Genomic DNA, 25,754 nt, shown 5'->3' on the forward strand with positions numbered 1-25,754 from the left:
CGGGGCTAGCCCGTTTTCTGCCCCAGCTGCTGCCACCTGTTGCCCAGTCTGCCGGGGCGCGACTGCGCATTGTCGCCGATGTGCACCGTCTTGCGGATGTGCTCGCGCCCGTAGGCGAATAGCAGCATGTCGTCCACCAGACGCACCTGGCCGGGGTAGTACGGGTAGTTCATCGCCTTGCGCAGCGCCTTCAGCCGCTTCGGCGCCAGCAGCTCGCGGAGTTGCGCGACAGTCGTGATCTCGTGGGCGGCCAGCATCTCGATGGCGTAGCGGTAGTAGTCCACGCGCGAGGTCGGGTACTTCGAACCCACGATGCGGCTCAGCACGCGCGGCAGCGACTCCTCGTCGAGCGCCCCCTCGACCTCCTCGCCGGAGGTGCCGATAATGCCCGCGATCTTGTCGAATTGCTCATCCGCCAGCTCGATCAGCCCCGCGGCCAGGGTGAATGCGCGCTGCACCTCGGGGGAGCTGGTCTCTGGATGCTGCTGGTTCTTGTAGCGCACGTCGTGTTCGAACTCGGCCCATGCGTGCTGCAGCACGGTGCGCAGTTGTATCTCTATGTACTTTGGTGACGCCCCTTTTTCAGCCGCCCATGGCTCGTCTTTCGCGGAGACAATCAGGTGTTGGCTGGCGTACCCGAAGCGCCCCTCGCGGGCGGTTTCGGCGGCCTTGTCGATCACGCGCACCACTGTGAACAGGCCGGATAGTGCGTCCTTGAGCTGTGGGATCTCCGAGGAGTGGAAGGTGATCACGCGCACGCCGATCACATCGTGGGCCTCCGTAAACGAGTCGTAGTCCGGGTACTTCTCGTTGGAGAGTTTGCGGGCGAAGCTCGTCCGGTCCTTAATGCGAACGCTCACGCGGTCAAACGTCAGGCCGGCGTCATCAAGAACATCAATAATGTGCGCCTCTAGGTCGGCGGCGACGGTGGGGTGCGCCTGGATCCAGGTGTCGTAGTCCTGCAGCGCCCGGCGGGCTTTCTTGGCCAAGGCTTAGGCCCCCATGCGCGTGAGGATCGCCTGCCCGCGCTCGCTAAACAAGCTGTCCAACGGGACCTCGCCCTCCCACATGCTGCCGGAGAGGCGATCCTCCCACACGCCCTCGGGCAGGGCGACTGTCGTGTCGGCCCAGCCGTCGCGCAGGATGTCCAGCGGGCGGCGGGTGACGAGCGTGATTACGTCCTCGCCGCGCAGCGTGCCCAGCACGTGGCGTTCCATGGTGCCGGTGGCCATGACGGGCAGGTAGCTGGCCTCGTCCAGCTCGAACTGGTTGCGGATCTGCAGGGCGGTGGCGATGACGTACAGGCGCTCGTCATCGGTGCTACGCACGTCGCCGCGGGAGACGCGATCTAGGGCCTCCATGCGTTCGGCGAAGTCCACCTTGCGGCGGTTATCCGGATCCACCAGGGAGTCGGTGAAGAACTCCGTGCCCTGGTAGATGTCCGGAATGCCCGGCCCCATGATCTGCAGCAGTTTCTTGGAGATGGAGACTACCTCCGCCGCCGGGGCGATCTCCGCGATGAACGCGGTGATCTCCTCACCCTGGGTGTCGATGGTGGAATCGATCCACTGGTGGATGGAGGTTTCGAACTCCTCGTTCACGTCGAACCAGGTGGTGTGCACACCCGCCTCGCGCATGGCCTTTTCCGCGTAGGCGTGCAGGCGCTCCCGGAGTTCGTCGGTGACTTGGCCGTCCACCGGCCACACGCCGATCATGTTCTGCAGCAGGAAGTGGCAGGTGCCGCCGTCGACGTATTCGATGCCGTCGCAGAGCTCGGCGAAACGCTCGGCGGACTCGGTGATGCAGCTGATGCGACTGCGCACGTCCTCGCCGCGCTTCGTGTCGTGGGTCGTGAGCGTGGTCATCGCCTTCGGCCACAGGCGGGCGCGCTCGGCCTGCAGCAGGTGGAACTCGGCGGGGGAAACGCCGAAGCGGCCGGGCGCCCCGCCGACCTCCTGCAGGCTCACCAGGCGGGAACCGCGGTAGAAGGCGGTATCCTCCACGCCCTTGGCCATCACCGCGCCGCAGACCTGGGCGAATCGCACGTTCGCCTCGCCGCGGGAGATCAAGGCGGTGGCGATCAGGTCCAGCGCGTCGGCGCGTTCCGGGTAGCGGATGATCATCTGGGCGATCGCGGTGCTGGTCACGCGTGACAGAGATTCGTAGTCCGCACGGTAGACCGGCATGGAAGCGATCAGCTCGATCAGAGTCTCGCGCAGCTCCTCATCGGACACGGCCTCACCGGAGGTGGACCAGTTATCGCTGCGCACGGCGCGGGCTAGGCGGCGGACCTCGGCGGCGAGCTCCTGCCCGGCCACCTCGGATTTCAGCTCGTATTCGGCTTTTTCGAAGGCCTCTGCGTCCCACTCGGAGCCGGTCATATCCAGCGCCAAGTTGGCCATGGTTCCCACGGCCGGACGGTGGACAAACACACCGTCCAGCTCGCGCAGCGCGTCGTAGCCGGTGGTGCCGTCGACCGTCAGGCGGGGATCCAGTGGCTCGGTGACCCCGAGGATCTTCTCCACCAGCAGCCAGCGCTCGTCGCCGATCAGCTTGCGCAGCTGCTTTAAGTAGTTGAAGGGATCCGCCAGGCCATCCGGGTGGTCCACGCGCACCCCGTCGATAATGTTCGCCGCGATCAGCTGGTTCAGGATGCGGTGGGAGTGCTCGAACACCACCGGGTCTTCCTGTCGGAGACCCGCCAGGCCGTTGATGCTGAAGAAGCGGCGGTAATTAATCACCCCGTCGCGCCAGAACATCAGGCGGTAGTGCTGACGATCGTGCACCTCCTGGGGAGTACCGCCGAGCGTGCCCTCGGCGATGGGGAAGCGGTTGTCGTAGTAGCACAGCACCGGTTCTGTACCCTCTGTGCCATCTTCGATTCGCAGTTCTGCGACGTCATCTTCGCTGCCCAGTACTGGTAGGCCCAGTCGCCCGCCCGCGCCGTTGTCCTCGGACCAGTCCACGTCGAAGTATTCCGCGTACTCGGACTCCTTGCCGTTCTTCAGCAGGTCCCACCACCAGGGGTTTAGCTGTGGATCGTCCACGCCAACGTGATTCGGCACGATGTCCAGCAGCAGCTTGATGCCTACCTCGTGGGCCTTCTCGGCCAGCGATCGCAGACCGTCGATGCCCCCGAGCTCGGGGTTAATGACCGACGGGTCGGTGACGTCATAGCCGTGGGTCGATTCCTTCGGCGCTTGCATCACTGGGGAGAGGTAAAGGTGCGAAACGCCGAGGCGGGAAAAGTAGGGCAGGTGCTCTTCCGCATCTGCGAAAGTGAAGGCTTGGGTGGGGTCGGATTCGGGTCCACGGAGCTGAAGGCGATAGGTCGCTGACATGCCCTCTAGGCTACTTGCCTACTTGATTAGCTGCAGGAACTCCTGGAACCCAATGATCTGCAGCTCTTGGCCCTTATCTTGCAGCTCGCGGGCGCGCTTTTCCTTCGAGGTCATGGAGTGCCATTCGCCGACGATCAGCATCGTCGTCTTCTTCGTCACGTTCTTGGCCACCACTCCGCCACGGGAGGCGATCATGTCCCACACCTCGCCCTTGTCGTAGGGCTCCACATCGCCGGTCACGCACACCGTGTGCCCGTAGATGGGCCCGTCGATGTCCGCCTCCTCGTTCGTCTCGGGGACTTCGTCCGGGGTGGCTACCTTCGCCCACGGTGCCGGCGAGCGCTGCTGTGTCTTTCTTGATGTCTTCTTTGGTGTCTTCTTTGGTGACGCCCCCTCGTCCCCGCCGCCGGCGGATTCAGCGGAGCTGATCCATTCCGCGGCGGAGATCTCCGTGTTCTCAGTGCCCCCAGAGCCTGCAGTTTCTCCAGTGCCAGCAGCACCGGCCTCCAGGGGGTAGCCCGCCTGCAGATTGGTGAGCTGAAGATCTAGCGCGGCGAACTCCTCGGTCTGTGAGGGAGAGAAGTTCACGCGGGGACGTTCGGCGTCAAAAAGCAATTGGATGTACCCCGGCGAACAGCCTTCCGGCGCCTGCTTGTACCAGCCGATGAGCTCGTCGGCTGGGCGAGCGACATCCGGGTACAGCGAGGAAGCCAGCGGCGAGCGGGTCACCCGGATCTCTTCGGTAGAGAGGGTGACTTCCGCGCCACGGGCGGAGAAGGATGCTGGGGAGGCGGACGAAGCGGCAGCCATGCCTAGAGCTTGACCTCCGTGCTGATCGGACGCTGCAGAACCACGGTGCTGCGTGCGTCGATTTCCAGTGTGTCGCCACCGGCGAAGCTGCGGGTCTCCTCCGGCACGCCAGTAGGCTCCGCAGTATCCACCACGACGGTCCAGCTTTCCTCTTCACTCGGCTCCACGTGCATCACCTTGTGGCGGCGCGGCAGCGTGAACGTAATCGGCTCGTGGTGGGCGTTGAAGCAGAAGATGAAGGAATCGTCCTCCACCGGGCGACCCTGCGGATCCGGCTCCTCGATGGCCATGCCGTTGAGGTGAACCATCAGGGACTTACCGAAGTCCGCGTTCCAATCGGAATCGGACATCAGATCGCCATCCGGGGTGAGCCACGCGATGTCGCGCTTGGCCACGTCCTGGCCCAGCGGGCCGCCCGCCAGGAAGCGACGGCGGCGGAATACGGGGTGTGCCTGGCGCAGGTGGATGAGATAGCGCGTGAAGGCGTGCAGATCCTTATCCATGTTCTCCCAGTCCATCCAGGCGATTTCGTTGTCCTGGCAGTAGACGTTGTTGTTTCCGCCCTGGGTACGGCCGATCTCGTCGCCGTGGGAGAGCATCGGAGTGCCCTGGGAGAGCATGAGGGTGGTCAGGAAGTTGCGCCGCTGCTTGTCGCGCAGCTGCAAAACCTCTTCGTCATCCGTGGGGCCTTCCACGCCACAGTTCCAGGAGCGGTTGTGGCTCTCGCCATCGCGGTTGTCCTCGCCGTTGGCCTCGTTTTGCTTCTCGTTGTAGCTGACCAGGTCGTTGAGGGTGAAGCCGTCGTGGGCGGTAATGAAGTTAATGGAGGCCGTGGGGCGCCGGCCGGTGTACAGGTCCGAGGAGCCGGTGAGGCGGGAGGCGAACTCGCCCAGTGTGGAGGGCTCGCCGCGCCAGAAGTCGCGCACCGTGTCGCGGTACTTACCGTTCCACTCGTTCCACAGGGCTGGGAAGTTGCCCACCTGGTAGCCGCCCTCGCCGACATCCCACGGCTCGGCGATGAGCTTCACCTGGCTGACCACCGGATCCTGCTGCACGAGGTCGAAGAATGCGGAGAGGCGGTCCACGTCGTGGAACTCGCGGGCCAGGGTGGAGGCCAGGTCGAAGCGGAAGCCGTCGATGTGCATCTCCGTTACCCAGTAGCGCAGGGAGTCCATGATCAGCTGCAGGGTGTGCGGGTGGCGGACATTCAGGGAGTTACCCGTGCCCGTGTAGTCCATGTAGTGCGCCTCGTCGCCGTCGACCAGGCGGTAGTAGGCGGCGTTGTCGATGCCGCGGAAGTTCTGGGTGGGGCCCATGTGGTTGCCCTCGCTGGTGTGGTTGTAGACCACGTCCAGGATCACCTCGATGCCCGCCTCGTGGTAGCTGCGGACCATCTGCTTGAACTCCGCGATCGCGCCCTCGGCGCTGGGGGATGCGGCGTAGTCCCGGTGCGGGGCGAAGAAGCCCAGGGTGTTGTAGCCCCAGTAGTTGCGTAGACCCATCTCGCGCAGGCGGTCGTCGTGGACGAACTGGTGCACCGGCATCAGCTCCACGGCCGTGACTCCCAGATCCTTGAAATACTCCACGATCGAGTGGTGTCCCAGTCCGGCGTAGGTGCCACGCAGGTGCTCCGGGACGTCTGGGTGAGTCATCGTCAGACCCTTAACGTGGGTCTCGTAGATGACGGTCTTGTGCATCTCAATGTTTGGACGGCGGTCGTGGTGCCAGTCGAAATATGGGTTGATCACGACCGAACGCATCGCGTGCGGGGCGGAATCCTCCTGGTTGCGACCCTCCGGGTTATCCGGGTCGTTGATGTCGTAGCTAAACAGGGAGGCATCGCCGTCGAAGGCGCCGTCAAAGGACTTTCCGTAGGGGTCCATCAGCAGCTTGGAGGGATCGCAGCGCAGCCCTTGCGCCGGGTCCCATGGGCCGTGGACGCGGTAGCCATAGCGCTGGCCGGGGACGATGCCGGGGAGGTAGCAGTGCCAGATGTCAGCGTCGACCTCCTCCATCTTCACCCGGGTCTCCGCACCCTGGCTGTCGAAGAGACAGAGCTCGACCGATTCCGCGACCTCTGTAAATAGGGCAAAGTTGGTGCCGTTGCCATCGAAAGTGGCGCCGAGGGGGTAGGGCTTTCCAGGCCACCCGATCATAGGTTCGCCGGGCGCACGCAATCCACTTTTATCTGACAGTCCGAAAGTCATGGGCACCATTCTAACGGCTAAAACCGCGCAGTATTGTTTCTACTCCCAGCACTACTTCCTGACGTGCGCGAGCTTCGGAAGGCGCGCCTTGTTCCTGTTCCTGTTCGTGATCTTGTTTGCCCGCTGGTGCCCCCAAATTCATGGCGACGCTTTGGCGTGCCTGGAGTTCCAGCACAGAACCGAAAACAAAGCGCAGGAGGAGCTTCGCGCCATCCAACGCGCTGGGGTCGGCATCCAGGTCGGCGCCCAGTTCGGCACTGAGCTCTTCGGCTAAGTCTCGGTCAAGCGTTCCGCTGGCTACCGCTGCCAGCGTGATGTCGGCACCATCGCGCAGGGAGGTGAGGGCGTCAAAAAGAAAAGAACAATAATCCGTCGCACTTCCGGGGCAGGCAGGTACTGCAGTGAGGATCGACTCGGCGATACCTCCCAAAAGAGCCTGCTTATTGGGGAAATGCCAGTACAGGGCGCCAGGAGCGACGTCGAGGGCGCGGGCGAGCCGCCGCATCGTGAGGTCGGCCAGGCCGTACTGCTGCAGGATGTCGACTGCGGTACTCACGATTTTCTTGCGGTTTAACTGCACGGTGTCCAAGGGTAGTGGACTACATTGCCGTAGGGTGAGCGACATGAAGATTCGGAAGACATGTCTTGCCGCCTTGTGCACCCTGCCCCTCGCGCTCACCGCGTGCGGGTCGGACGACGGAGATAACAGCGGCGAGTCGAGTCACGCGGACGAAGCAAACCAGGCTGACCAGGCCGAAGAAGCGATGCCCGAGGGGCCGGTCTACTCAACCCCGGCCAGCGACGAAGACAAGCAGCAGATTATCGACCTGCTGCACGGGCTGAGCAACGGTGCCCGCCCCATGGACGAGTACCTGCACTGGACTATCGACAACACCTGCCAAGCCGACATCGAACAGCAAGGCGGCGAGGAAGCCGCGCGCGAACAGGCCGACGCTTCCGCGGGGCAGGGCAACTTCGACGAGCAGCCGGGCCGCACCCCGAACATCACCGACATCCAGGAAGTGATGGCCGAGGGCGACAACGCACACGCCACGGTCACCATTTCCGAGGCCGAGCGCGAGGACTCCAACCGCATGTACTTCAAGCGCGAGGATGAGAAGTGGAAGTTCTGCCACGCCGTAGGTGCACCGGACACCGCGGAAACCCAGCACGGCGAGTAGGTCCGGCGCGGTGAACAGAACTTTTAAGATCCCCCGCCCGATCGGGGAGGCAGCGCAGGTCCTCTTCATTACTTTGGTGAGCTTCCTGCTGCTGGGAGTGTTGTGGGGCGTGATCCACCCGACCTCCGAGCTAGTGGTTGCTGCCGACGGCGGGGCAGACATCGCGCCGGGAACCGAGGATGCCTCATTCCGTGGATTTGCCTACTACCTGGGGCTGACGGCGGTGGCAGGCATCGCGGTGGCACTGTGGACGTTTCGCACGCGCATGCGGGGGCTGCTGATGATGCTGTGGACGGCCCTGTGCGTACTGTGGGGCACCGTTGCAGCCTGGACGGTGGGCGTGAGTGTGGCAGATAAACTGCACACCGACCCAATCCCGGAGGACCCGCAGGCGGGTGATGTCATCCACATCTTGGAGTCCGTGAACCCCTCAGTGGGGCTGGTCGTGGCCCCGGCTCTGGCGCTCATTGTCTACTGGGTAGCGGCGGCCTTCACGGACCCGGAGGACTTCGGGGACTAGCCGGAGGCAGGCGGTGGGATTAGGTAGAAACGGGCTGCTAGGGACTAAAGTGGGGGAATGCTAAACAAAACCATAGAGAGTATCACTCGCGTGGATGGCCTCTGGACCATGCCGGATAGCATCTCCACCGACGAGTGGGCCGCGGAAGTCCGCCGGCTGAAGGAAGAAAAGAATGCGCTGATCCTGGCGCACAACTACCAGCTGCCGGAGATCCAGGACATTGCCGATCACACTGGCGATTCCCTCGCACTGTCGCGCATCGCGGCGGAGACGGACGCCGACGTGATTGTCTTCTGCGGCGTGCACTTTATGGCTGAGACGGCGAAGATTCTGTCGCCGGAGAAGACTGTTCTTATTCCTGACGCCAACGCGGGGTGCTCCCTGGCAGATTCCCTGAGCGCCGACGAGCTGCGCGAGTGGAAGGCCGAGCACCCGGGGGCCGTGGTGGTCAGCTACGTAAACACCACCGCCGACGTGAAGGCCCTGACGGATATCTGCTGCACCAGCTCCAACGCGGTGGACGTGGTGGCCAGCCTGCCGGAGGATCAGGAGGTGCTGTTCGGACCCGACCAGTTCCTCGGCGCCCACGTGCGCCGTGAGACCGGACGGGACAACATCCACGTCTGGGCGGGTGAGTGCCACGTGCACGCCGGCATCTCCGGCCAGGAGCTGAGCCAGCAAGCGCACAACAACCCGACTGCGGATCTGTTTATCCACCCGGAGTGCGGCTGCGCCAACTCCGCTATTTACCTGGCGGGCGAGGGAATCGTGGAACCGGAGCGGGTGAAGATGCTCTCCACCGGCGACATGATCTCGCAGGCTAAGTCCACCAACCAGTCCACCGTGCTGGTGGCCACTGAGGTCGGCATGCTGCACCAGCTGCGTCAGGCCAACCCCGAGGTGGACTTCCGCGCCGTGAACGACCGCGCGGCCTGCACGTACATGAAGATGATCACCCCGGCAGCTCTGCTGCGCTGCCTGGCGCTGGGCGAGGACGAGGTGACGGTGGACGAGGAGACCGCCGCCGCGGCCCGCCGTTCCGTGGAGCGCATGATCGCCATCGGCAACCCGGGAAGCGGGGAGTAGCCATGGAACAGCAAGACCTGGAGCAGCAAGAAGTGGAGCTTCCCTACCCGGCACAGCTCACCGACCCGTCACGCATCCGTGCTGCGTATCTGCGCATGGCGAAGGTCGCGCTGGAGGAGGACTTCGGCGATGGTGCGGACGTCAGCACCCTGGCGACCGTGCCCGCCGAAGCGACTGGCACGAAGGTCATGCGCGCCCGGCAGGCGGGTGTTATCAGCGGGCTGGATGCGCTGGCCATCGTCGCGGAGGTCGCCGACGAGCGGCACGTGGAGCTCGTCCCGCTGGTTGCCGATGGTGACCGCGTGGAGGCCGGAGCCGAGGTTGCCCGGGTGGAGGGCAAGATCCAGCACATCCTCATGCTCGAGCGCACTTTGCTGAACATCCTGAGCCACGCCTCCGGCATCGCCACGCAGACCCGCGCGTGGGTCGATGCGGTCGAGGCCACGGCTACCAGCCCGCGTGGCTGTAAGGTCCGCGATTCCCGCAAGACCCTGCCTGGCATGCGCATGCTGGAAAAGCGCGCGATCGTCCACGGTGGTGGCTACCCGCACCGCTACAACCTGGGCGACCAGGTGATGGTCAAGGACAACCACGTGGAGCTTTCGAGCGCCGCTGAGGCGTACTCGCGGGTGCGGGATTTCTTGGGGGAGGACGCCGCCACGTGGGTAGAGGTCGAGGTGGATACCCTGGACCAGCTATCCGACCTGCTGGCGGAAGGCAAGGATCAGCCGCCCCAGGTGCTGTTGGATAACTTCACGGTGGAGGACACGCGCAAGGCCGTGGAGCTGCGCGACCAGCTGGCCCCGCAGGTGCTGTTGGAATCCTCCGGCGGGCTCACCCTGGACGTCGCCGGGGATTACGCCGCCGCGGGCGTGGAGTCCGTGGCCGTGGGTGGGCTGACCCACAGCGTGCGGGCACTGGACATCGGCCTGGACTAGGATTCCCAGCGTTCCAGCGCCGCGCGTCGGCGCTCGTCGAGCTCTGCGGCTATTTCCGCATAGCCCAGCTCCGCGGCGGCGACCAGCGCCATGGAATAGCCGCCGATGGTGCGCTCGTCGTCGGCGCTGAACTCCGACCACTCCGCCACCAGGCGCGCGTTCGCCAGCGCTTCCTCAAAAAGCCCGCAGTTCAGGGCCGCCTCCGCCAGGGTGTAGCGCAGGTTCAGGATGGCGGGGGATAGGGGACAACCCTCCGTGGCGGCCAGCTCCGCGCTGGCGAGCTCCCAGGCCTCGCCCTCGCGCCCCTCGCCGAGTAGCGCCATCGCCGCCAGGCCCGCGCACTGCAGGGCGATCACCTCCGCATTCAGCTTCCCGGCCAGGCGCACGCATTCCTTCCAATGATCCGCCACGGCGGCCAGGGAGGAATCCTCGCCGGTGCTTTCGGTTGCTCGGAACATCTCGAAGTGCGCCAGCATGTCGTGCGCCTCATAGAGGGAAACTAACTGCGCGTCTGTGCTGCCGCCCAGCAGGGAATCTTCCTCCAGCCGGCCGATCAGTGCCGTCACCCGGTCGTAGGCCTCCTCGCGCCGCCCGCGGAACCAGGCCTCCTGGGCGAACCAGAGTTGGCGGTCGGCCGTGCTCGGGGGTTTCGAGCCGAACCTCCGCACGAGCTGGGCGAAGGTGTCGGCGAAGTCGAAAGCTGTGGCGTCATTATCAGCGCCCCCATCGGCGTCATCGGAAGAACCAGAAAGATTTGTGGCCACAGCAAAGCCCGTCGTGGCAGCCGAGGTCAACCGCGCGGCGATCGACCTGGGCAGGTCGCGGTGGGTGATGTGCGGGGCCTCGGCGAGGGTGGGGGAATCCGGATCCGGGCGAAAGTCGGCGAAGCCCTGGGCCAGCTGTGCCAACATTTCGCGCGGTGAATGCAGCTCGGCCAAGGTGCCGGGGCGCTCCTGAAGAATCAGCGACTGGTGAGTCAGCAGCGCCAAAGCCTCCAGCGCTAGCGCGTGATCGTCGTTACTGCGCGCCCAAACCCGCAGATCTCGCAAGGCGGCGATGGCCTCGTCGGCGAAACCCAGGTGATCTGCGGCGCTGGCCCGCATGCTGTAGAACTCGCCCACCAGCTCGTCCGGCACCTCGTCGGGAGTGGCCAGCCAGTACTGCCGGGCGAAGTCGCTGGCCCGGCGCCAACTCGTCGCCGCCGAAGCCCCCGATTGCGCGGCGGTGCGGCTGTCCCGGAGCAGTGAAAGGAGTGTCTGGGCCATGGCGTAAACTTTAGCCGAGTACATAACCGCACATAATCATTCAGTAAGGAAGCTGCGTACACGATGACTAGCGCCCAGCTGGACTTTAGCCGGATCGATCTGCGGGGTCAGGCCCCGACTACCGCCGAGCTGCGCCATCGGCTGCCGCGCGGGGGCACGGATGTGGACTCGGTGATCCCCACCGTCGCACCGATCGTCGACCAGGTGCGCGAGGGTGGGGCACGCGCGGCGCTGGAGATTGGGCAGCGCTTCGATGGCGTGACCCCGGCTTCGGTGCGGGTTCCTGCCGAGGTTATTGACGCCGCCGTGGGGACTTTGGCCGACGATGTGATCGCTGCGCTCGAAGAGGCCATCAAGCGGGTGCGTGCATTCCACTCCGCCATCCGGCCTGCAGACAAGCAGGTGGAGGTCGCGCCGGGCGGCATTGTGACCGAGCGCTTCATCCCCGTCCAGCGCGTGGGCTTGTACGCGCCGGGTGGTAACGCGGTGTACCCGTCGAGTGTGATCATGAACGTCGTGCCGGCTCAGGAGGCCGGGGTGGAGTCCCTCGTGGTGGCCTCCCCGCCGCAGGAGGGTGGCTGGCCGCACCCGACCGTGCTGGCGGCCTGCAAGCTGCTGGGCGTGGATGAGGTCTGGGCCGTCGGCGGGGCGCAGGCAGTGGCGCTGCTCGCGCACGGCTCCACGGCAGAAGTCGGCGAGGAGCTGGAGCCGGTGGATATGGTGACTGGCCCGGGCAACATCTTCGTCACCGCCGCTAAGCGGCTGTGCCGCTCCGTGGTGGGTATCGACTCCGAGGCGGGGCCGACCGAGATCGCCGTGCTGGCCGACGAGAGCGCCAACGCGGTGGAGATCGCCTACGACCTGATTAGTCAGGCCGAACACGACACGATGGCGGCCTCCGTGCTGATCACGGACAGTGTGAAGCTGGCCGACGAGGTGGTGGCTGAGATGAACGAGCGCTACCACATCACCGAAAACTCCGAGCGCGTCGCCGAAGCCCTCAACGGGCAGCAGTCCGGCGTGGTGCTGGTGGACGACATCGCCGCGGGCATCCGCGCGGCGAACGCCTACGGCGCCGAGCACCTGGAGATCCACACTGAGGATTCTCACGCAGTTGCAGCGCAGATCACCAACGCCGGCGCGATCTTCATCGGCCGCTTCAGCCCGGTGCCGCTGGGCGACTATGCCGCGGGCTCCAACCACGTGCTGCCGACCTCCGGCACGGCGCGGCATTCCTCGGGGCTTTCCACGCTGACTTTCCTGAAGTCCGTGCACGTCATCGACTACAACGAGGAAGGTCTGCGAGGCGTGGCCGACACGGTAATCACCCTGTCGAAGTCCGAGGGGCTGCCCGCCCACGGCGAAGCCATCAGTGCACGTACAAACACAGCACGCACCAACACCGCAAACACCAACGGAACGGAGGCCTAGACCATGGCCGAGCAGAACAACCAGATCTCCCTGGCCGACCTGCCGCTGCGCGAGGAGCTGCGCGGCAAGTCCGCCTACGGAGCCCCACAGCTTTCCGTAGCCAACCAGCTAAACACCAACGAAAACCCCTACCCGCCGTCGCCGGAGATTGTCGAGGGCATCGCCCGCCGCGTGGCGGAGCTGGGCAGGCAGCTGAACCGCTATCCCGAACGCGACGCAGTGGGGCTGCGCGAGGCTCTAGCGGCGTACGTGAGCCAGCAGACGGGTGTGGGCGTCACTAAAGAACAGGTATGGGCAGCCAACGGTTCCAACGAGGTATTGCAGCAGCTCCTGCAGGCATTCGGTGGTCCCGGGCGCAGCGCGATGGGATTTGTGCCTAGCTACTCCATGCACCCGATCCTGGCCGCAGGCACGCAGACGGAGTTCATTTCGGTTGAACGCCGCGCCGAGAACCGCTTCGACATCGACGTGGACGAGGCACTCGCCGCCATCGACGAGAGCCAGCCGAACGTGGTCTTTATTACGACGCCCAACAATCCCACCGGCAACAACACGCCGCTGGCCGACATCGAGAAGATCCTGCAGGCAGCTCCCGGCATCGTGATTGTGGACGAGGCCTACGCGGAGTTCTCCGACGAGCCAAGTGCAGTAGGGCTGCTGGAGCAGTACCCGACGAAGCTAGTGGTTTCCCGCACCATGTCCAAGGCCTTCGACTTCGCCGGCGGCCGGCTGGGCTACTTCGTGGCCCACCCGGCGTTCATCGAGGCCGTGATGCTGGTGCGCCTGCCGTACCACCTGGCGACCCTGTCGCAGGCGGCGGCAGAGGTGGCGCTGGAGCACTCCGCGGCCACGTTGCAGACGGTGGAGAAGCTACGCCAGGAGCGCGACCGAGTGGTTGCCCGCCTGCGCGAGCTGGGCTACGACGTGATCGACTCGCACTCGAACTTCGTGTTCTTCGGTGGCTTCGACCGCGTCGGCGATTCGGCCACGGTATGGCAGCGCTTCCTGGACCAAGAGGTGCTGATTCGCGACGTCGGCGTGGCCGGCTGGCTGCGCGCAACCATCGGGCTGCCGGAGGAAAACGATGCGTTTCTTGCCGCCGCCGCCAAGATGATGGACGATTAGACACATTAGACAGACGCTTCAAGAGTTTTTGGAGAATGGGACCAGAGATCCCAGAGAGACCAGAGAGGTAGGTGCAAAGCCACCGTGGCCACGAACCCCACCCCGCGCATCGGGAAGGCCCAGCGCGCCACCAAGGAATCAGACATCCAGGTCGAGTGGAACCTGGACGGCACCGGCAAGACCGACATCGACACGGGAGTGCCGTTCTTCGACCACATGCTGACCGCCCTCGGCGCGCACGGCTCCTTCGACCTGAAGGTGCACGCCCGCGGCGACGTGGAGATCGACGCGCACCACACCGTCGAGGACACCGCCATCGTCATGGGGCAGGCCCTGGCGCAGGCGCTGGGCGACAAGGCGGGAATTCGCCGCTTCGGCGATGCTTTCATCCCGATGGACGAGACGCTGGCGCACGCGGCAGTGGACGTCTCTGGCCGCCCGTACTACGTGGGCGTGGGGGAGCCGGAGCAGATGCTCAGCGCGGTGATTGGCGGGCACTACGCCACCGTCATCAATCAGCACTTCTTCGAGACGCTGGCGCTGAACTCGCGCATTGCCCTGCACGTGCGCTGCCTGTACGGCCGCGACCCGCACCACATCACCGAGGCGGAGTTTAAGGCCGTGGCCCGCGCGCTGCGCGCCGCCGTGGAGGACGACCCGCGCGTGGGCGGGGTTCCGTCGACCAAGGGAACACTGTAATGGCGCGCCCGAAGGCGCTGACCATTGAAGAACTAGAAAAGATCGATTCCGTGTGGAAGGCCCCCGGCCTGATCGCCACACTGGTGTCGGTCTTCTGTGCGTTCGGTGGCTGGGCGCTACTCCTGCCGGTCATCCCCCTGGCCGTGATCGATGGGGGCGGAACAGATAGCGTGGCGGGCCTGTCCACGGGTGTGTTCATGGCCGCCACCGTGCTGACGCAGGCCTTCACCCCGCGCCTGCTGCGCGCCGTGGGCTATGCGCCCGTGATGCTGGGAGCCGCGCTGCTGCTGGGCTTCCCGGCGCTGGTGTACGTGGCCGACATGTCCGCGGTGACGGTGCTGGCCATCGCCGCCGTGCGTGGCGTGGGCTTCGGCGCGGTGACGGTGACGGAGGCGGCGCTGATCGCGGAGCTGGTGCCGCCGCGCCTGGTGGGCCGATCCTCCGGCGTGTTCGGCGCGACTGTGGGCGTGACGCAGCTGATTAGCTTCCCGCTGGGCATGTGGCTCTACGGCAGCTTCGGCCTGGTCGGAGTGTGCTCGGCCGCGGCGTTGTACTCGGCCGTGGGTGCCCTGGCTGCGCTGCAGTTGCCGAAGGTCGAGCGCGAGAACTCGCCCGGTGTGGCCGCCGATATTCCCGACAATGCAACCTCGCAGACGGACTACACGCCGGAGGCTCCGCGCGTAGCCACGTGGAAGCTGGCCACCGTGCCGGGGCTTTCCATCGGCGCGGCCGCCGTGGGCTTCGCCGGGTTCAGCACATTCCTGGCGCCCGCCGCCGGCGAGATCGACACGGCAGTGGCCGCCACCATCTCCGGCCTGGCGCTGAGCGTAGTGGGCCTGATGCAGATCGGTTCCCGCCTATTCAGCGGTTGGTACGCCGACCGCGTGGGCGAGCCGGGCCGCCTGAACGCGCTGGGCCTGGTGCTGTGCATGGTGGGCCTGGCCTCCGCGGCCATCATGCTGGCCGTGCACCCCTCAGGCGGGTTGCTGCTGCTCTGGTCGCTGCTGTCGGCTGCGTTCTTCGGCGCGGGCTTCGGCATCAACCAGACCGAGGCACTGTTGATGCTCTTCGACCGCCTGCCCAGGGCCGAGTCCGCCAAGGCCTCGGCGCTGTGGAACATGACCTTCGACGGCGGTACCGGTGTGGGCGCGATTCTGCTGGGCTTTGTGGCCGGTGCGCTGACCTACCAGGGAGCCTTCATCACCGCCGGGGTGGTCGCCGCGTTCGGCTTTGTGGTGGCTGTCCTCGACCGGATTGTGGGGCGTCACCGCGTCGCCGAGTACGGCAACGTACGCGAAACACTGCGCCGAGTGCGACGGCGTGAACTGCGCCCGGGTAAGTCCGGCTAGGATAACCAGTTATGAATTCTTCTCTTTCTTCTCGACGCCCACATGTCGCCCTCCTGGACTACGGCAGCGGAAACGTACGCTCCGCCCAGCGAGCGGTTGAAAGAGCAGGTGCCGAGGTTGAGGTGACCCGCGACCCGGAGACGGTACAGCGGGCCGATGGGCTGCTGGTGCCGGGCGTGGGCGCCTACAGCGCGTGTATGCAGCAGCTGCACAGCGTGTATGGGGACCGTCTGATTGGCCAGCGGCTGGCGGGCGGGCGCCCGGTGCTGGGCATCTGCGTGGGCATGCAGATTCTCTTCGACCGGGGAGTGGAGTTCGCGGAAGGCACGGAAGAGGGGGCCTTCACGGAGGGCATGGGCGAGTGGCCCGGCACCGTGGAGAAACTGGATGCCGACGTGCTGCCGCACATGGGGTGGAACACAGTGGAGGTCGGCGATGGCTCCTCTGCCAGTGCTCTGGGTAAGCCCGCTGCCGAGCCGACGAAGATGTTCGCCGGGATCGGGGAGTCCGAGCGCTTCTACTTCGTCCACTCTTATGGCGTGCAGGAGTGGGAACTGCTGACCGATGGGCGCACCGAGCCGCCGCTGGTGCACTGGGCGAGCCACGGTCGCAGCCGCTTCGTCGCAGCCGTGGAAAATGGTCCGCTATGGGCTACACAGTTCCACCCAGAGAAGTCCGGCGAGGCAGGGCTTAAGCTGCTGCAGAACTGGGTGGAGACGCTCTAGCTCTAGAAATAGCACTAGTTTTCTTTGATTTAATCTTCGCCGGCCTCGATACACGTTAGGATTCTCCCTATGGCTTCTACTGATAATTCCCGTGCCCTGACCCTGCTTCCCGCCGTCGACGTAGCCGACGGCCAGGCCGTCCGCCTAGTACAGGGTGCGGCGGGCACGGAAACCAGCTACGGAGCGCCGATCGAGGCCGCCCTGGCCTGGCAGAACGCGGGCGCGGAGTGGATCCACCTAGTGGACCTCGACGCTGCCTTCGGCCGGGGCAGCAACTTCGAACTGCTCAAGGAGGTCACCGGCCAGCTGGACGTGAACGTGGAGCTATCCGGCGGCATCCGCGACGACGAGTCGCTGGAGCGCGCCCTGTCCACCGGCTGCCGCCGCGTGAACATCGGCACCGCAGCGCTGGAGGACCCGGACTGGTGCGAGTCCGTCATTTCCCGCTATGGCGACAAGGTGGCCATCGGCCTGGATACCCGCGAGATCGACGGCGAATGGCGCCTGCGCGGCCGCGGCTGGACGTCTGACGGCGGCGAGCTGTGGGAGGTGCTGGAGCGCCTGGATTCCCAGGGCGTTTCCCGCCTGGTGGTTACCGACGTCAGCCGTGACGGCATGCTGAACGGCCCGAACATCGACCTGCTGCGTGAGGTGGCGGCTGCCACCGACGCGCCGGTTGTGGCCTCCGGCGGAATCTCCAGCTTGGACGACATTCGCGCGTTGGCGGCCGTGGTGCACGAGGGTGTGGACTCCGCGATCGTGGGCAAGGCCCTGTACGCGGGCAAGTTCACCCTGGAGGAGGCCCTGGAGGCGGCCCAGGAAGTGGCAAGGGGGAGCGACAGCTAATGACAGCTTTCCACGGACTGTCCCCGGAGGAACTGGATACCCGCTCGCTGCTGGCCATCGCCGAGGCGGCGGTGGACGAGGCCGAGACGACATTTACCGCCGCCGTCGGCGCGGAACCGGAGGTCATCAAGTCCCCCGGCGACTTCGCCACCGAGGCGGACTTAAGCGTCGAGCGCCAGCTGCGCACGCTGCTGACGCAATACACCGGCTTGTCCGTGCACGGCGAGGAGTTCGGCACGGTGCGCCCCGGCGAGATCCCGGGGGAGAACATCACCGAGCCGAACCCGAACGACGCGATGGCGGACGGGCTGGACGGCCCGCGACGTAAGTCTCTCGAAGCCGGGGACCAGGAACTGCCGGAAACCTTCTGGGTGGTGGACCCCATCGACGGCACCGCCAACTACGCGGTGGGCAATCCTTTTGCCTGCATCCTGGTTTCCCTGGTGCACCAGGGGCAGACCATGGTCTCCGTCACCGAGATGCCGCTGCTGGGCAAGCGCATCACCGCCCGTCGTGGCGAGGGGCTGCTGGTGGACGGCCACCCGGCCCGCGCCATGCCGCCGTCGGATCCGGGAGTGACGCAGATCAGCTTCGGCTCCATCCTGTCGCAGCGCCGCGGTAACCTGCCGATTTCCTACCGCCAGGACATGCTGAACGAAATCGGCAAGTCCTACCCGCGCATGCGCGTTACTGGCTCGGTGGGCATCGACCTGGCCTTCACCGCCGCCGGCGTGTTCGGCGGCACTGTCACCTTCAGCCCCAACCTGTGGGACAACGCAGCGGGCATCCTCGCCGTGGAGGAAAACGGCGGCGTTGCCACCGACTTTGCGGGTAACCCGTGGCGTCCGGGCGTTTCCGGACTGGTCGCGGGCGAGCCGGAGGTACACGCCACCCTCCTGCAGCACATTCAGGCCGTGCCGATCGGCACCGCCGCCCGCAACGCCCAGGAGATTCGCGACCGAGGGGGCATCCGATGAGCGTTACCGTGCGCGTTATCCCGTGCCTGGACGTGGACAACGGCCGCGTCGTCAAGGGCGTGAACTTCGAGGGCCTGCGCGATGCTGGCGACCCCGTGGAGCTGGCCAAGCGCTACGACGCACTGGGCGCCGACGAGCTGACCTTCCTGGACGTATCCGCCTCCAAGGACGGGCGCGGCACCATGCTGGACGTAGTACGCCACACCGCCGACCAGGTGTTCATCCCGCTGACCGTCGGCGGGGGAGTGCGCAGCGAGGAGGACGTGGACGCCCTGCTGCGCGCCGGTGCGGACAAGGTCAGCGTCAATTCCTCGGCAGTCGCCCGCCCCGAGCTGCTGCGCGAACTTTCCCAGCGCTTCGGTGCGCAATGCATCGTCCTGTCCGTGGACGCGCGCCGCGTAAAGGATCCCGCGGAGGCGGACAAGTACCCCTCCGGCTTTGAGGTCACCACCCACGGCGGCACCAAGTCCGCCGGGCTGGATGCCACCGAGTGGGCCCGCAAGGGCGAGGAGCTGGGCGTAGGGGAGATCCTGCTGAACTCCATGGACGGCGACGGCACCAAGGCCGGCTTCGACATCGAGATGCTGCAGGCCGTGCGCAAGGCCGTCTCCATTCCCGTCATCGCCTCCGGCGGCGCGGGCGCCCCGGAACACTTCCCGCCCGCCGTGGAGGCCGGCGCGGATGCCGTGCTGGCGGCCTCCATCTTCCACTTCGGCGAGGTCGAGATCCGCGAGGTCAAGCAGGCCCTGGCCGATGCGGGTTACGAGGTGCGGCTGTGAGCGGCACAAACTCCAAGACAGGCTCCAACACAGACCCGGCAACCTACGAGCTAGACCCCGCCATCGCCGAGCGCGTCCGCTTTAACGCTGACGGCTTAGTCCCCGCCATCGTGCAGGACATCACCAACGGCGACGTGCTGATGATGGCGTGGATGAACGACCACGCCCTGGCCCACACCCTGGCCACCAAGAAGGGCACCTACTGGTCCCGGTCGCGCCAGTCCTACTGGATCAAGGGCGAGACCAGTGGCCACACTCAGCGCGTCGAAGAGGTGCGTCTGGACTGCGACGGCGATACGGTGCTGCTGAAGATTGAGCAGACCGGCGCGGCCTGCCACACCGGCGACCGCACTTGTTTTGACGCCGACCGCTTGGCCTAACATGTCAGACATGGGTGACAACACTTCCAGTAAGGCCATCGGCGACCTGACAAGCCTTGAGACTTTCCGCGAACTCGCGGCAAAGCACCGCGTGGTGCCCGTAGTTCGCAAGGTGCTCGCCGACGGAGAGACCGCCCTGTCCGCCTACCGGAAACTCGCCGACGGCCGCCCCGGCACGTTCCTGCTGGAATCGGCGGCGCACGGCCAGTCGTGGGATCGCTACTCCTTCATCGGCACCGGAGCCCGCTGCGCCCTGACGGCCAAGGACAGCGTGGACGGCGGCGCGGCGCGTTGGATCGGCCAGCCTCCGGTGGACATCCCGGCAGGCACCGACCCGCTGGATGCGATCCGCAACACGCTGGAACACCTGCAGACCGCGCCGATGCCAGGGCTGCCGCCGCTGACCAGCGGCCTGGTTGGCTACATGGGCTACGACATGATCCGCTACATCGAATCCGTGCCGGATACCTGCACCGACGACCTGAACATTCCCGACATGGTGCAGCTGTTGGTGGAAGACATGGCCGTCGTCGACCACTACGAGGGCACCATCTGGCTGATCGCCAGCGTGATCAACTGGGATAACTCCGACGAGCGCGTGGACGAGGCATACGCCGAGGCCGTGGAACGGCTAGACACCATGGTGGAACGGCTGGCCACGGGCGCGGCAGGGGGCGTCACTACCTTCGAAACCCCCACGCCTAAGTACCGCAGGCAGCGCACCTACGACGACCACCGCGAGCGCATCGGCAAGGTCAAGGAGCACATCAAGGCCGGCGATGCGTTCCAGGTGGTGCTCTCGCAGCGCTTCGAAATGGAGACCGACGTCGACCCCCTCGACATCTATCGCATGCTGCGAGTATCGAACCCTTCGCCCTACATGTTCCTGGTTAACGTGCCTACGGAGGGTTTTGACGCCACCGCGTTCCACATCATTGGCTCCTCCCCGGAATCACTGGTGCAGGTCCGTGACGGCAATGTCACGACGTTCCCCATCGCGGGATCCAGGCCGCGCGGCGAGACGGTGGAGCAGGACTTCGCCTTCGAACGCGAGCTGGTCAACGACGAGAAGGAAAACTCCGAACACCTGATGCTGGTGGACCTGGGTCGCAACGACCTAGGACGGGTCAGCGAGCCGGGCACGGTGGAGGTGCACGACTTCCGCCACGTGGAGCGCTACTCGGCGGTGATGCACTTGGTCTCTGGGGTTAGCGGAAAGCTGGCCGCGGGGAAGACGGCGGTGGATGCGTTCAATGCGACGTTCCCGGCCGGAACCCTGTCGGGCGCGCCGAAGCCCTCGGCACTGAAGATCATTGACACGCTGGAGGACACACGCCGCGGAGTCTACGGCGGCACGGTCGGCTACTTTGACTTTTCCGGCAACACCGACCAGTCCATTGCCATCCGCACCGGGCTGTACAAGGACGGCACCGTGTACGTCCAGGCCGGTGGCGGAATCGTCGCGGACTCCGACCCGGAGGCTGAAGACCTGGAGACCCGCAACAAGGCTGCGGCAGTGCTGCGGGCAGTAGCTGCGGCGGAAACCATGAAGAACGCAGGGGAGAAGCAGTGAGCAAGAGCACGGCGAGCGCAGCGAACGCAGTGAGCGCGGAAGAGGACGTAACAGCGGACGCAACCCAAAAGGCCAAGCGCATCCGACAGATCGCGCTGCTGTGCGTGGTGCTGAGCGCGGTGGGCCTGTGGGGCGCGAGCCGCCTGAAGTTCGTGACCGTGGCCGTTGACGACGACAAGGCCGGGGCCTCCACCAAGGAGCTCGTGGGGTCCGTGTGGGATCCCGCGCTGGTGCCGCTGGCGTTGGCGATGGTGGCCGCGCTGATCCTCTCGATGGCCGTGCAGCCCATGATCCGGCGGGTGCTGGGCGTGGTGATTGTCGCCCTGGCGGCCACAGCCAGCTTCCGCGCCGTGCAGCTGCTGAGCAACGACGTGGACCTGGCCCGCGCACAGAACCTGCTGCGAAGTGGCGCGGCCACGCAGAAGGAATCCGACCCGGTGCAGATCTCCGAGTGGGCGCGAGTGATCAGCGGAGATGTCCACTCGCTGGGCATCGTGCTGGTGCTGTTAGCAGCGGCGATCGGCGTGGTCGGCGGCGCGATCCTGATTCTGCGGCCCGGCCAGGAATCCAAGGGACATAGCCGCTACGAGACCCCGGAGGTGCGCCGCGCGGACGCGGAAGAGGACCTCGCGGAGAATCCAGATTCAACCCGCGTGCTGTGGGATGCCCTGGATGCGGGGGTGGATCCGACCGAAGAATCCGATTTCTCCCGCACCAAGCAGGGGCGATAAGCTCAGGAGTGTGACACACATGACTGTTCTCGACCAGATCATCGCCGGGGTGCTAGAAGACCAGGCCGAGCGGGAAGCCAAGATCCCATACAAGGAGATCAAGGCCATGTCTCTGGACGCACCACCGGCTCTCGACGCCCACGCCGCGCTGGCCGCCCCCGGGGTCAGCCTCATTGCCGAGGTGAAGCGCGCCAGCCCCTCCAAGGGGGACCTCGCCGAGATCGCCGAGCCAGAAGTGCTGGCGAAGGCCTACGAGGACAACGGGGCCACCGCCATCAGCTGCCTCACCGAACAGCGCCGCTTCAAAGGCTCCCTCGAGGACTTCGACGCGGTGCGCCGCGCGGTGAACATTCCGCTGCTGCGCAAGGACTTCACGGTGAACCCGTACCAGATCCACGAGGCCCGGGCGCACGGCGCGGACATTGTGCTGCTCATCGTCGCTGCACTCGAACAGCAGCGCCTGGAATCCCTGCTGGATCGAACCGAGTCCCTGGGTATGACCGCCCTGGTGGAAGTGCACACCGCCGAAGAAGCCGAGCGCGCTGTTGCCGCCGGTGCCAAGGTCATTGGGGTCAATGCCCGAAACCTCAAGACGCTGGACGTCGACCCGCAGGTGTTCGGCAAAATCGCCCCGCTGCTTCCGGACGACGTGGTGAAGATCGCAGAGTCGGGCGTCAAGAATAAAAACGACCTCAACGCCTATGCCGCAGCGGGCGCGGACGCAGTGCTCGTCGGCGAAGGCCTGGTCACCGCAGGTAACCCCGCCCAGGCGTGCCGGGACCTCGCCGCAGCGGGAAAACACCCAGCCTGCCCCCAAAAGAATTCTTAAGCGATAGCATTTAAAACTGTGACTACCGAGAAGACCTTCAAGAACGCCGACGCGCAAGGCAAGACCCTGCCGACGGTAGGCGAGATCCTGGCGACCGCCACCCACCACGAGCCCGACGAGCGCGGACACTGGGGTGATTTCGGCGGCCGCTACGTCCCCGAGGCCCTCATGGCCGTGATCGAGGAGATCACCGACGCCTGGGCGAAGGCCCGCTCGGACCAGGGGTACCTGGACCAGCTCGACGAGCTGCACCGCACCTACACCGGCCGCCCGTCGCCGCTGTACTACGCGGCCCGCTTCTCCGAGGCCGTGGGCGCAGAAGTGTGGCTGAAGCGCGAGGACCTGAACCACACCGGCTCCCACAAGATCAACAACGTGCTGGGGCAGGTGCTGCTGGCCAAGCGCATGGGCAAGACTCGTGTGATCGCGGAGACCGGCGCCGGCCAGCACGGTGTGGCCACGGCGACGGCCTGTGCGCTGCTCGGCATTGAATGCCGGATCTACATGGGGGCTGTGGACGCCGAACGGCAGGCCCTCAACATCGCTCGCATGCGCCTGCTCGGTGCCCACGTGGAGGTAGTGGAGATCGGCTCCCGCACCCTGAAGGACGCCATCAACGAGGCCATGCGCTTCTGGGTTTCCAACGCCGACGACACCTACTACTGCTTCGGCACCGCCGCCGGCCCGCACCCATTCCCGCAGATGGTGCGCGACCTGCAGCGCGTGATCGGCGTGGAGGCGCGCCAGCAGCTGCTGGCCGAAACCGGCAAGCTGCCCGACGCCGTAGTGGCCTGCGTGGGCGGCGGTTCCAACGCGATCGGACTGTTCCACCCGTTCATCGAGGACGAAGGCGTGGACATCGTCGGCGCTGAGGCCGCGGGCGACGGTGTAGAGACCGGTCGCCACGCCGCGCCGATCAACCTGGGGCTGCAGGGCGTGTTCCAGGGGGCCTTCGCCGACCTCATGCAGGACGAGGACGGGCAGATTATCGAATCGCACTCCATCTCCGCCGGGTTGGATTACCCGGGCGTGGGGCCGGAGCACTCTAAGCTGCACGCTGAAGGGCGCGCCCGCTACCTGCCGATCACCGACTCCGAAGCCATGGATGGCTTCAAGCAGCTGACCCGCCTGGAGGGCATCATCCCCGCCATTGAGTCCTCCCACGCGGTCGCCGCCGCCATTAAGGTGGCCGCGGAGAAGCCGGGATCCACGCTGATTGTGAACATTTCCGGCCGCGGCGACAAGGACGTCAACACGGCTGCGAAGTGGTTCGACATGCTGGATCAGAAGAGCGAGAAGGACGGCTAACCCATGACCTCCCGACTTTCTAAGGTTTTCACCGACGCGCGCGCCGAGGGGCGAGCCGCACTCGTGGCCTACTTCCCGGCCGGGTATCCGACGGTGGCTAAGTCCAAGGAGCTCGTCGCCGAGCTAGCCCAGCACGCCGACCTGATCGAGGTGGGTATTCCGTTTACCGACCCGATGATGGACGGCCCGACCATCCAGGCCGCCGCCAACGAAGCGCTGGCCAACGGCTTCCGGGTGAAGGACACGCTCGACGTCGTCCGCGCCGTCACCGAGGCAGGCGGCCAGGCCGTCATCATGTCCTATTGGAACCCCGTGCTGCAGTACGGCCCGGAAAAGTTCGCCGCCGACCTGGCAGCCGCCGGGGGACTGGGGTCCATCATCCCGGACCTGCTGCCGGAGGAAGCCGGTCGTTGGGCGGAGGTCTGCAAGGCCAATGACCTATCGCCGGTCTATCTCGTCGCGCCCTCCACCACGCCCGAGCGCATGGCCCTTACTGTTGACGCCGGCGACGGCTTCATCTACGCCGCATCCCACATGGGTGTGACGGGCGCGCAGGACGAGGTCTCCAGTTCCGCCGAGGAGCTGGTCGCCCGCGTTCGCGAGGCCACGGACCTGCCGGTGGCAGTGGGGCTGGGCGTGAAGACCGGTAAGCACGCGGCGAACATCGCCTCCTACGCAGACGGCGTGATCGTCGGCTCCGCGCTGATCCAGGCCGCAGCCGACGGCAACCTGGGCGAGCTGGCCGCAGAGCTGGCGCGAGGCGTTCGCGCATGATCGCGGCGGCCATTCCTTCGCCGCCGCAGGGTGTCTGGGATCTTGGGCCCATTCCCATCCGCGCCTACGCGCTGTGCATCCTCACCGGCGTGATCGTGGCCTACTTCTGGACCCGCCGCCGCTACGCAAAGCTCGGAGGGGACCCGGAGGTAACCGTCGACGCGCTTCTTGTCGCCGTGCCCGCGGGCATCATCGGCGCCCGGGTCTACCACGTGATCACCGATCACGATAAGTACTTTGGCGAGGGCAAAGACCCCACGCAGGTGTTTAATATCACCAACGGCGGACTGGGGATCTGGGGCGGAGTCATCCTGGGGTCCCTGGCCGTGTGGCTGCTGTTCAAGGCCAAAGGCCTGCCTCTGGGCACTTTCGCCGCCGCCGTGGCGCCGACGGTGCCGCTGGCGCAGGCCATCGGTCGGCTGGGCAACTGGTTCAATCAGGAACTCTACGGCGGCCCCAGCGACGCACCCTGGGCGCTGGAAATCTACCGCCGCGTAGACGAAAATGGTTACTCCGCGCCCATCACCGGGCACTCCACCGGGGAAGTGCTGGCCACCGTCCAGCCGACGTTCCTCTACGAACTGATCTGGAACCTGCTCGTGGTCGTACTGCTGCTCGTTGCGGAACGCTACTGGCGCGTTGGCGGGGGCAGGCTGTTCACCCTCTACGTCATGGGCTACACCTTCGGCCGCTTCTTCATCGAAAACATCCGCACAGACGCGGCCACCACCGTATTCGGCGACGTGCGCATCAACGTTGTCGTTTCCGCAGTGGTGTTCCTCGCCGCGACAGCATTGTTTGTTTGGTGGACGGTGCAGCAACGCAAGACTAAGGGCGTCACAAAAGAAGAAACGAAGTAGCGGGGACAACGGTGCGGGAC

Annotated in this window: 25 protein-coding genes; 19 read left to right on the plus strand and 6 right to left on the minus strand. The window is 65.8% G+C overall.

Annotation, left to right across the window (positions count from 1 at the left end; translation table 11 throughout):
* Positions 1-5 precede the first annotated feature (5 nt).
* From JQ46_RS06890 to JQ46_RS11055, 5 genes are read right to left on the minus strand one after another with little or no spacing between them, the layout of a single operon-like run.
* The gene (locus JQ46_RS06890; RefSeq protein WP_034986568.1) at positions 6-989 is read right to left on the minus strand and encodes a GTP pyrophosphokinase; all 984 of its coding nucleotides are present in this window, start codon (positions 987-989) and stop codon (positions 6-8) included.
* A 3-nt stretch (positions 990-992) separates the two neighbouring features.
* Positions 993-3,341, minus strand: a complete 2,349-nt coding sequence (treY, locus tag JQ46_RS06895; RefSeq protein WP_034986570.1) for a malto-oligosyltrehalose synthase — start codon at positions 3,339-3,341, stop codon at positions 993-995.
* Between the two features lie 18 nt (positions 3,342-3,359).
* On the minus strand, positions 3,360-4,151 hold the full coding sequence (locus JQ46_RS06900; RefSeq protein WP_034986573.1) for a BRCT domain-containing protein: 792 nt from the start codon (positions 4,149-4,151) through the stop codon (positions 3,360-3,362).
* Between the two features lie 2 nt (positions 4,152-4,153).
* Complete coding sequence (gene glgX, locus JQ46_RS06905) at positions 4,154-6,358, minus strand: glycogen debranching protein GlgX (protein ID WP_237744763.1); 2,205 nt, start codon at positions 6,356-6,358, stop codon at positions 4,154-4,156.
* A gap of 10 nt (positions 6,359-6,368) precedes the next feature.
* Positions 6,369-6,914 carry a TetR family transcriptional regulator gene (locus tag JQ46_RS11055; RefSeq protein WP_192817251.1) on the minus strand — a complete coding sequence of 182 codons (546 nt, stop codon included), beginning with the start codon at positions 6,912-6,914 and terminating at the stop codon, positions 6,369-6,371.
* A gap of 67 nt (positions 6,915-6,981) precedes the next feature.
* Here JQ46_RS11055 and JQ46_RS06915 point away from each other — a divergent pair, with 67 nt between their 5' ends.
* From JQ46_RS06915 to nadC, 4 genes are read left to right on the plus strand one after another with little or no spacing between them, the layout of a single operon-like run.
* The gene (locus JQ46_RS06915) at positions 6,982-7,539 is read left to right on the plus strand and encodes a hypothetical protein (protein ID WP_034986583.1); all 558 of its coding nucleotides are present in this window, start codon (positions 6,982-6,984) and stop codon (positions 7,537-7,539) included.
* A 10-nt stretch (positions 7,540-7,549) separates the two neighbouring features.
* Complete coding sequence (locus JQ46_RS06920; RefSeq protein WP_237744764.1) at positions 7,550-8,059, plus strand: hypothetical protein; 510 nt, start codon at positions 7,550-7,552, stop codon at positions 8,057-8,059.
* 57 nt (positions 8,060-8,116) lie between these two features.
* Entirely contained in the window at positions 8,117-9,145 is a 1,029-nt protein-coding gene (gene nadA / locus JQ46_RS06925) for a quinolinate synthase NadA (RefSeq protein WP_034986587.1), read from the plus strand.
* Positions 9,146-9,147: 2 nt separating this feature from the next.
* Positions 9,148-10,083, plus strand: coding sequence for a carboxylating nicotinate-nucleotide diphosphorylase (nadC, locus tag JQ46_RS06930; protein WP_237744766.1), 936 nt, complete (start codon positions 9,148-9,150; stop codon positions 10,081-10,083).
* Here the strand turns inward: nadC and JQ46_RS06935 are convergent.
* Complete coding sequence (locus tag JQ46_RS06935) at positions 10,080-11,348, minus strand: hypothetical protein (protein WP_237744767.1); 1,269 nt, start codon at positions 11,346-11,348, stop codon at positions 10,080-10,082. The two genes, nadC and JQ46_RS06935, sit on opposite strands and share 4 nt — an antisense overlap.
* 63 nt (positions 11,349-11,411) lie before the next feature.
* Here JQ46_RS06935 and hisD point away from each other — a divergent pair, with 63 nt between their 5' ends.
* The 15 genes from hisD to lgt all read left to right on the plus strand — a co-directional run bounded on the left by hisD (position 11,412) and on the right by lgt (position 25,734).
* Positions 11,412-12,779, plus strand: coding sequence for a histidinol dehydrogenase (gene hisD / locus JQ46_RS06940; protein WP_034986591.1), 1,368 nt, complete (start codon positions 11,412-11,414; stop codon positions 12,777-12,779).
* Between the two features lie 3 nt (positions 12,780-12,782).
* Positions 12,783-13,904, plus strand: a complete 1,122-nt coding sequence (locus JQ46_RS06945; RefSeq protein ID WP_034986592.1) for a histidinol-phosphate transaminase — start codon at positions 12,783-12,785, stop codon at positions 13,902-13,904.
* 84 nt (positions 13,905-13,988) lie between these two features.
* On the plus strand, positions 13,989-14,603 hold the full coding sequence (gene hisB, locus JQ46_RS06950) for an imidazoleglycerol-phosphate dehydratase HisB (RefSeq protein WP_005295849.1): 615 nt from the start codon (positions 13,989-13,991) through the stop codon (positions 14,601-14,603).
* Positions 14,603-15,952: an MFS transporter gene (locus tag JQ46_RS06955; protein ID WP_034986595.1), complete on the plus strand. Its 1,350-nt coding sequence runs from the start codon at positions 14,603-14,605 to the stop codon at positions 15,950-15,952. The genes hisB and JQ46_RS06955 overlap by 1 nt, the downstream gene beginning before the upstream one ends.
* 11 nt (positions 15,953-15,963) lie before the next feature.
* Positions 15,964-16,677, plus strand: a complete 714-nt coding sequence (hisH, locus tag JQ46_RS06960) for an imidazole glycerol phosphate synthase subunit HisH (RefSeq protein WP_034986597.1) — start codon at positions 15,964-15,966, stop codon at positions 16,675-16,677.
* Between the two features lie 69 nt (positions 16,678-16,746).
* Positions 16,747-17,523 carry a bifunctional 1-(5-phosphoribosyl)-5-((5-phosphoribosylamino)methylideneamino)imidazole-4-carboxamide isomerase/phosphoribosylanthranilate isomerase PriA gene (priA, locus tag JQ46_RS06965; RefSeq protein ID WP_034986599.1) on the plus strand — a complete coding sequence of 259 codons (777 nt, stop codon included), beginning with the start codon at positions 16,747-16,749 and terminating at the stop codon, positions 17,521-17,523.
* Entirely contained in the window at positions 17,523-18,500 is a 978-nt protein-coding gene (locus JQ46_RS06970; RefSeq protein ID WP_034986601.1) for an inositol monophosphatase family protein, read from the plus strand. The genes priA and JQ46_RS06970 overlap by 1 nt, the downstream gene beginning before the upstream one ends.
* On the plus strand, positions 18,497-19,279 hold the full coding sequence (hisF, locus tag JQ46_RS06975) for an imidazole glycerol phosphate synthase subunit HisF (protein WP_034986603.1): 783 nt from the start codon (positions 18,497-18,499) through the stop codon (positions 19,277-19,279). Before JQ46_RS06970 ends, hisF begins: the two co-directional genes overlap by 4 nt.
* Complete coding sequence (gene hisI / locus JQ46_RS06980; protein ID WP_051876283.1) at positions 19,276-19,659, plus strand: phosphoribosyl-AMP cyclohydrolase; 384 nt, start codon at positions 19,276-19,278, stop codon at positions 19,657-19,659. Before hisF ends, hisI begins: the two co-directional genes overlap by 4 nt.
* 1 nt (position 19,660) lies before the next feature.
* A complete protein-coding gene (locus tag JQ46_RS06985) occupies positions 19,661-21,232 on the plus strand; it encodes an anthranilate synthase component I (RefSeq protein ID WP_034986605.1) in 1,572 nt (523 codons plus the stop codon).
* Positions 21,229-21,963 carry a TIGR02234 family membrane protein gene (locus JQ46_RS06990; protein ID WP_237744768.1) on the plus strand — a complete coding sequence of 245 codons (735 nt, stop codon included), beginning with the start codon at positions 21,229-21,231 and terminating at the stop codon, positions 21,961-21,963. Before JQ46_RS06985 ends, JQ46_RS06990 begins: the two co-directional genes overlap by 4 nt.
* A 19-nt stretch (positions 21,964-21,982) precedes the next feature.
* The gene (gene trpC, locus JQ46_RS06995) at positions 21,983-22,792 is read left to right on the plus strand and encodes an indole-3-glycerol phosphate synthase TrpC (protein WP_034986607.1); all 810 of its coding nucleotides are present in this window, start codon (positions 21,983-21,985) and stop codon (positions 22,790-22,792) included.
* 18 nt (positions 22,793-22,810) lie between these two features.
* A complete protein-coding gene (gene trpB, locus JQ46_RS07000; RefSeq protein ID WP_034986609.1) occupies positions 22,811-24,100 on the plus strand; it encodes a tryptophan synthase subunit beta in 1,290 nt (429 codons plus the stop codon).
* Between the two features lie 3 nt (positions 24,101-24,103).
* Positions 24,104-24,874 carry a tryptophan synthase subunit alpha gene (gene trpA / locus JQ46_RS07005; RefSeq protein ID WP_034986611.1) on the plus strand — a complete coding sequence of 257 codons (771 nt, stop codon included), beginning with the start codon at positions 24,104-24,106 and terminating at the stop codon, positions 24,872-24,874.
* A complete protein-coding gene (gene lgt / locus JQ46_RS07010) occupies positions 24,871-25,734 on the plus strand; it encodes a prolipoprotein diacylglyceryl transferase (protein WP_034986613.1) in 864 nt (287 codons plus the stop codon). The genes trpA and lgt overlap by 4 nt, the downstream gene beginning before the upstream one ends.
* Positions 25,735-25,754 lie beyond the last annotated feature (20 nt).

Origin of the sequence: Corynebacterium jeikeium, from assembly GCF_000738175.1 — a bacterium.
Taxonomy (GTDB): Bacteria; Actinomycetota; Actinomycetes; order Mycobacteriales; family Mycobacteriaceae; genus Corynebacterium; species Corynebacterium jeikeium_C.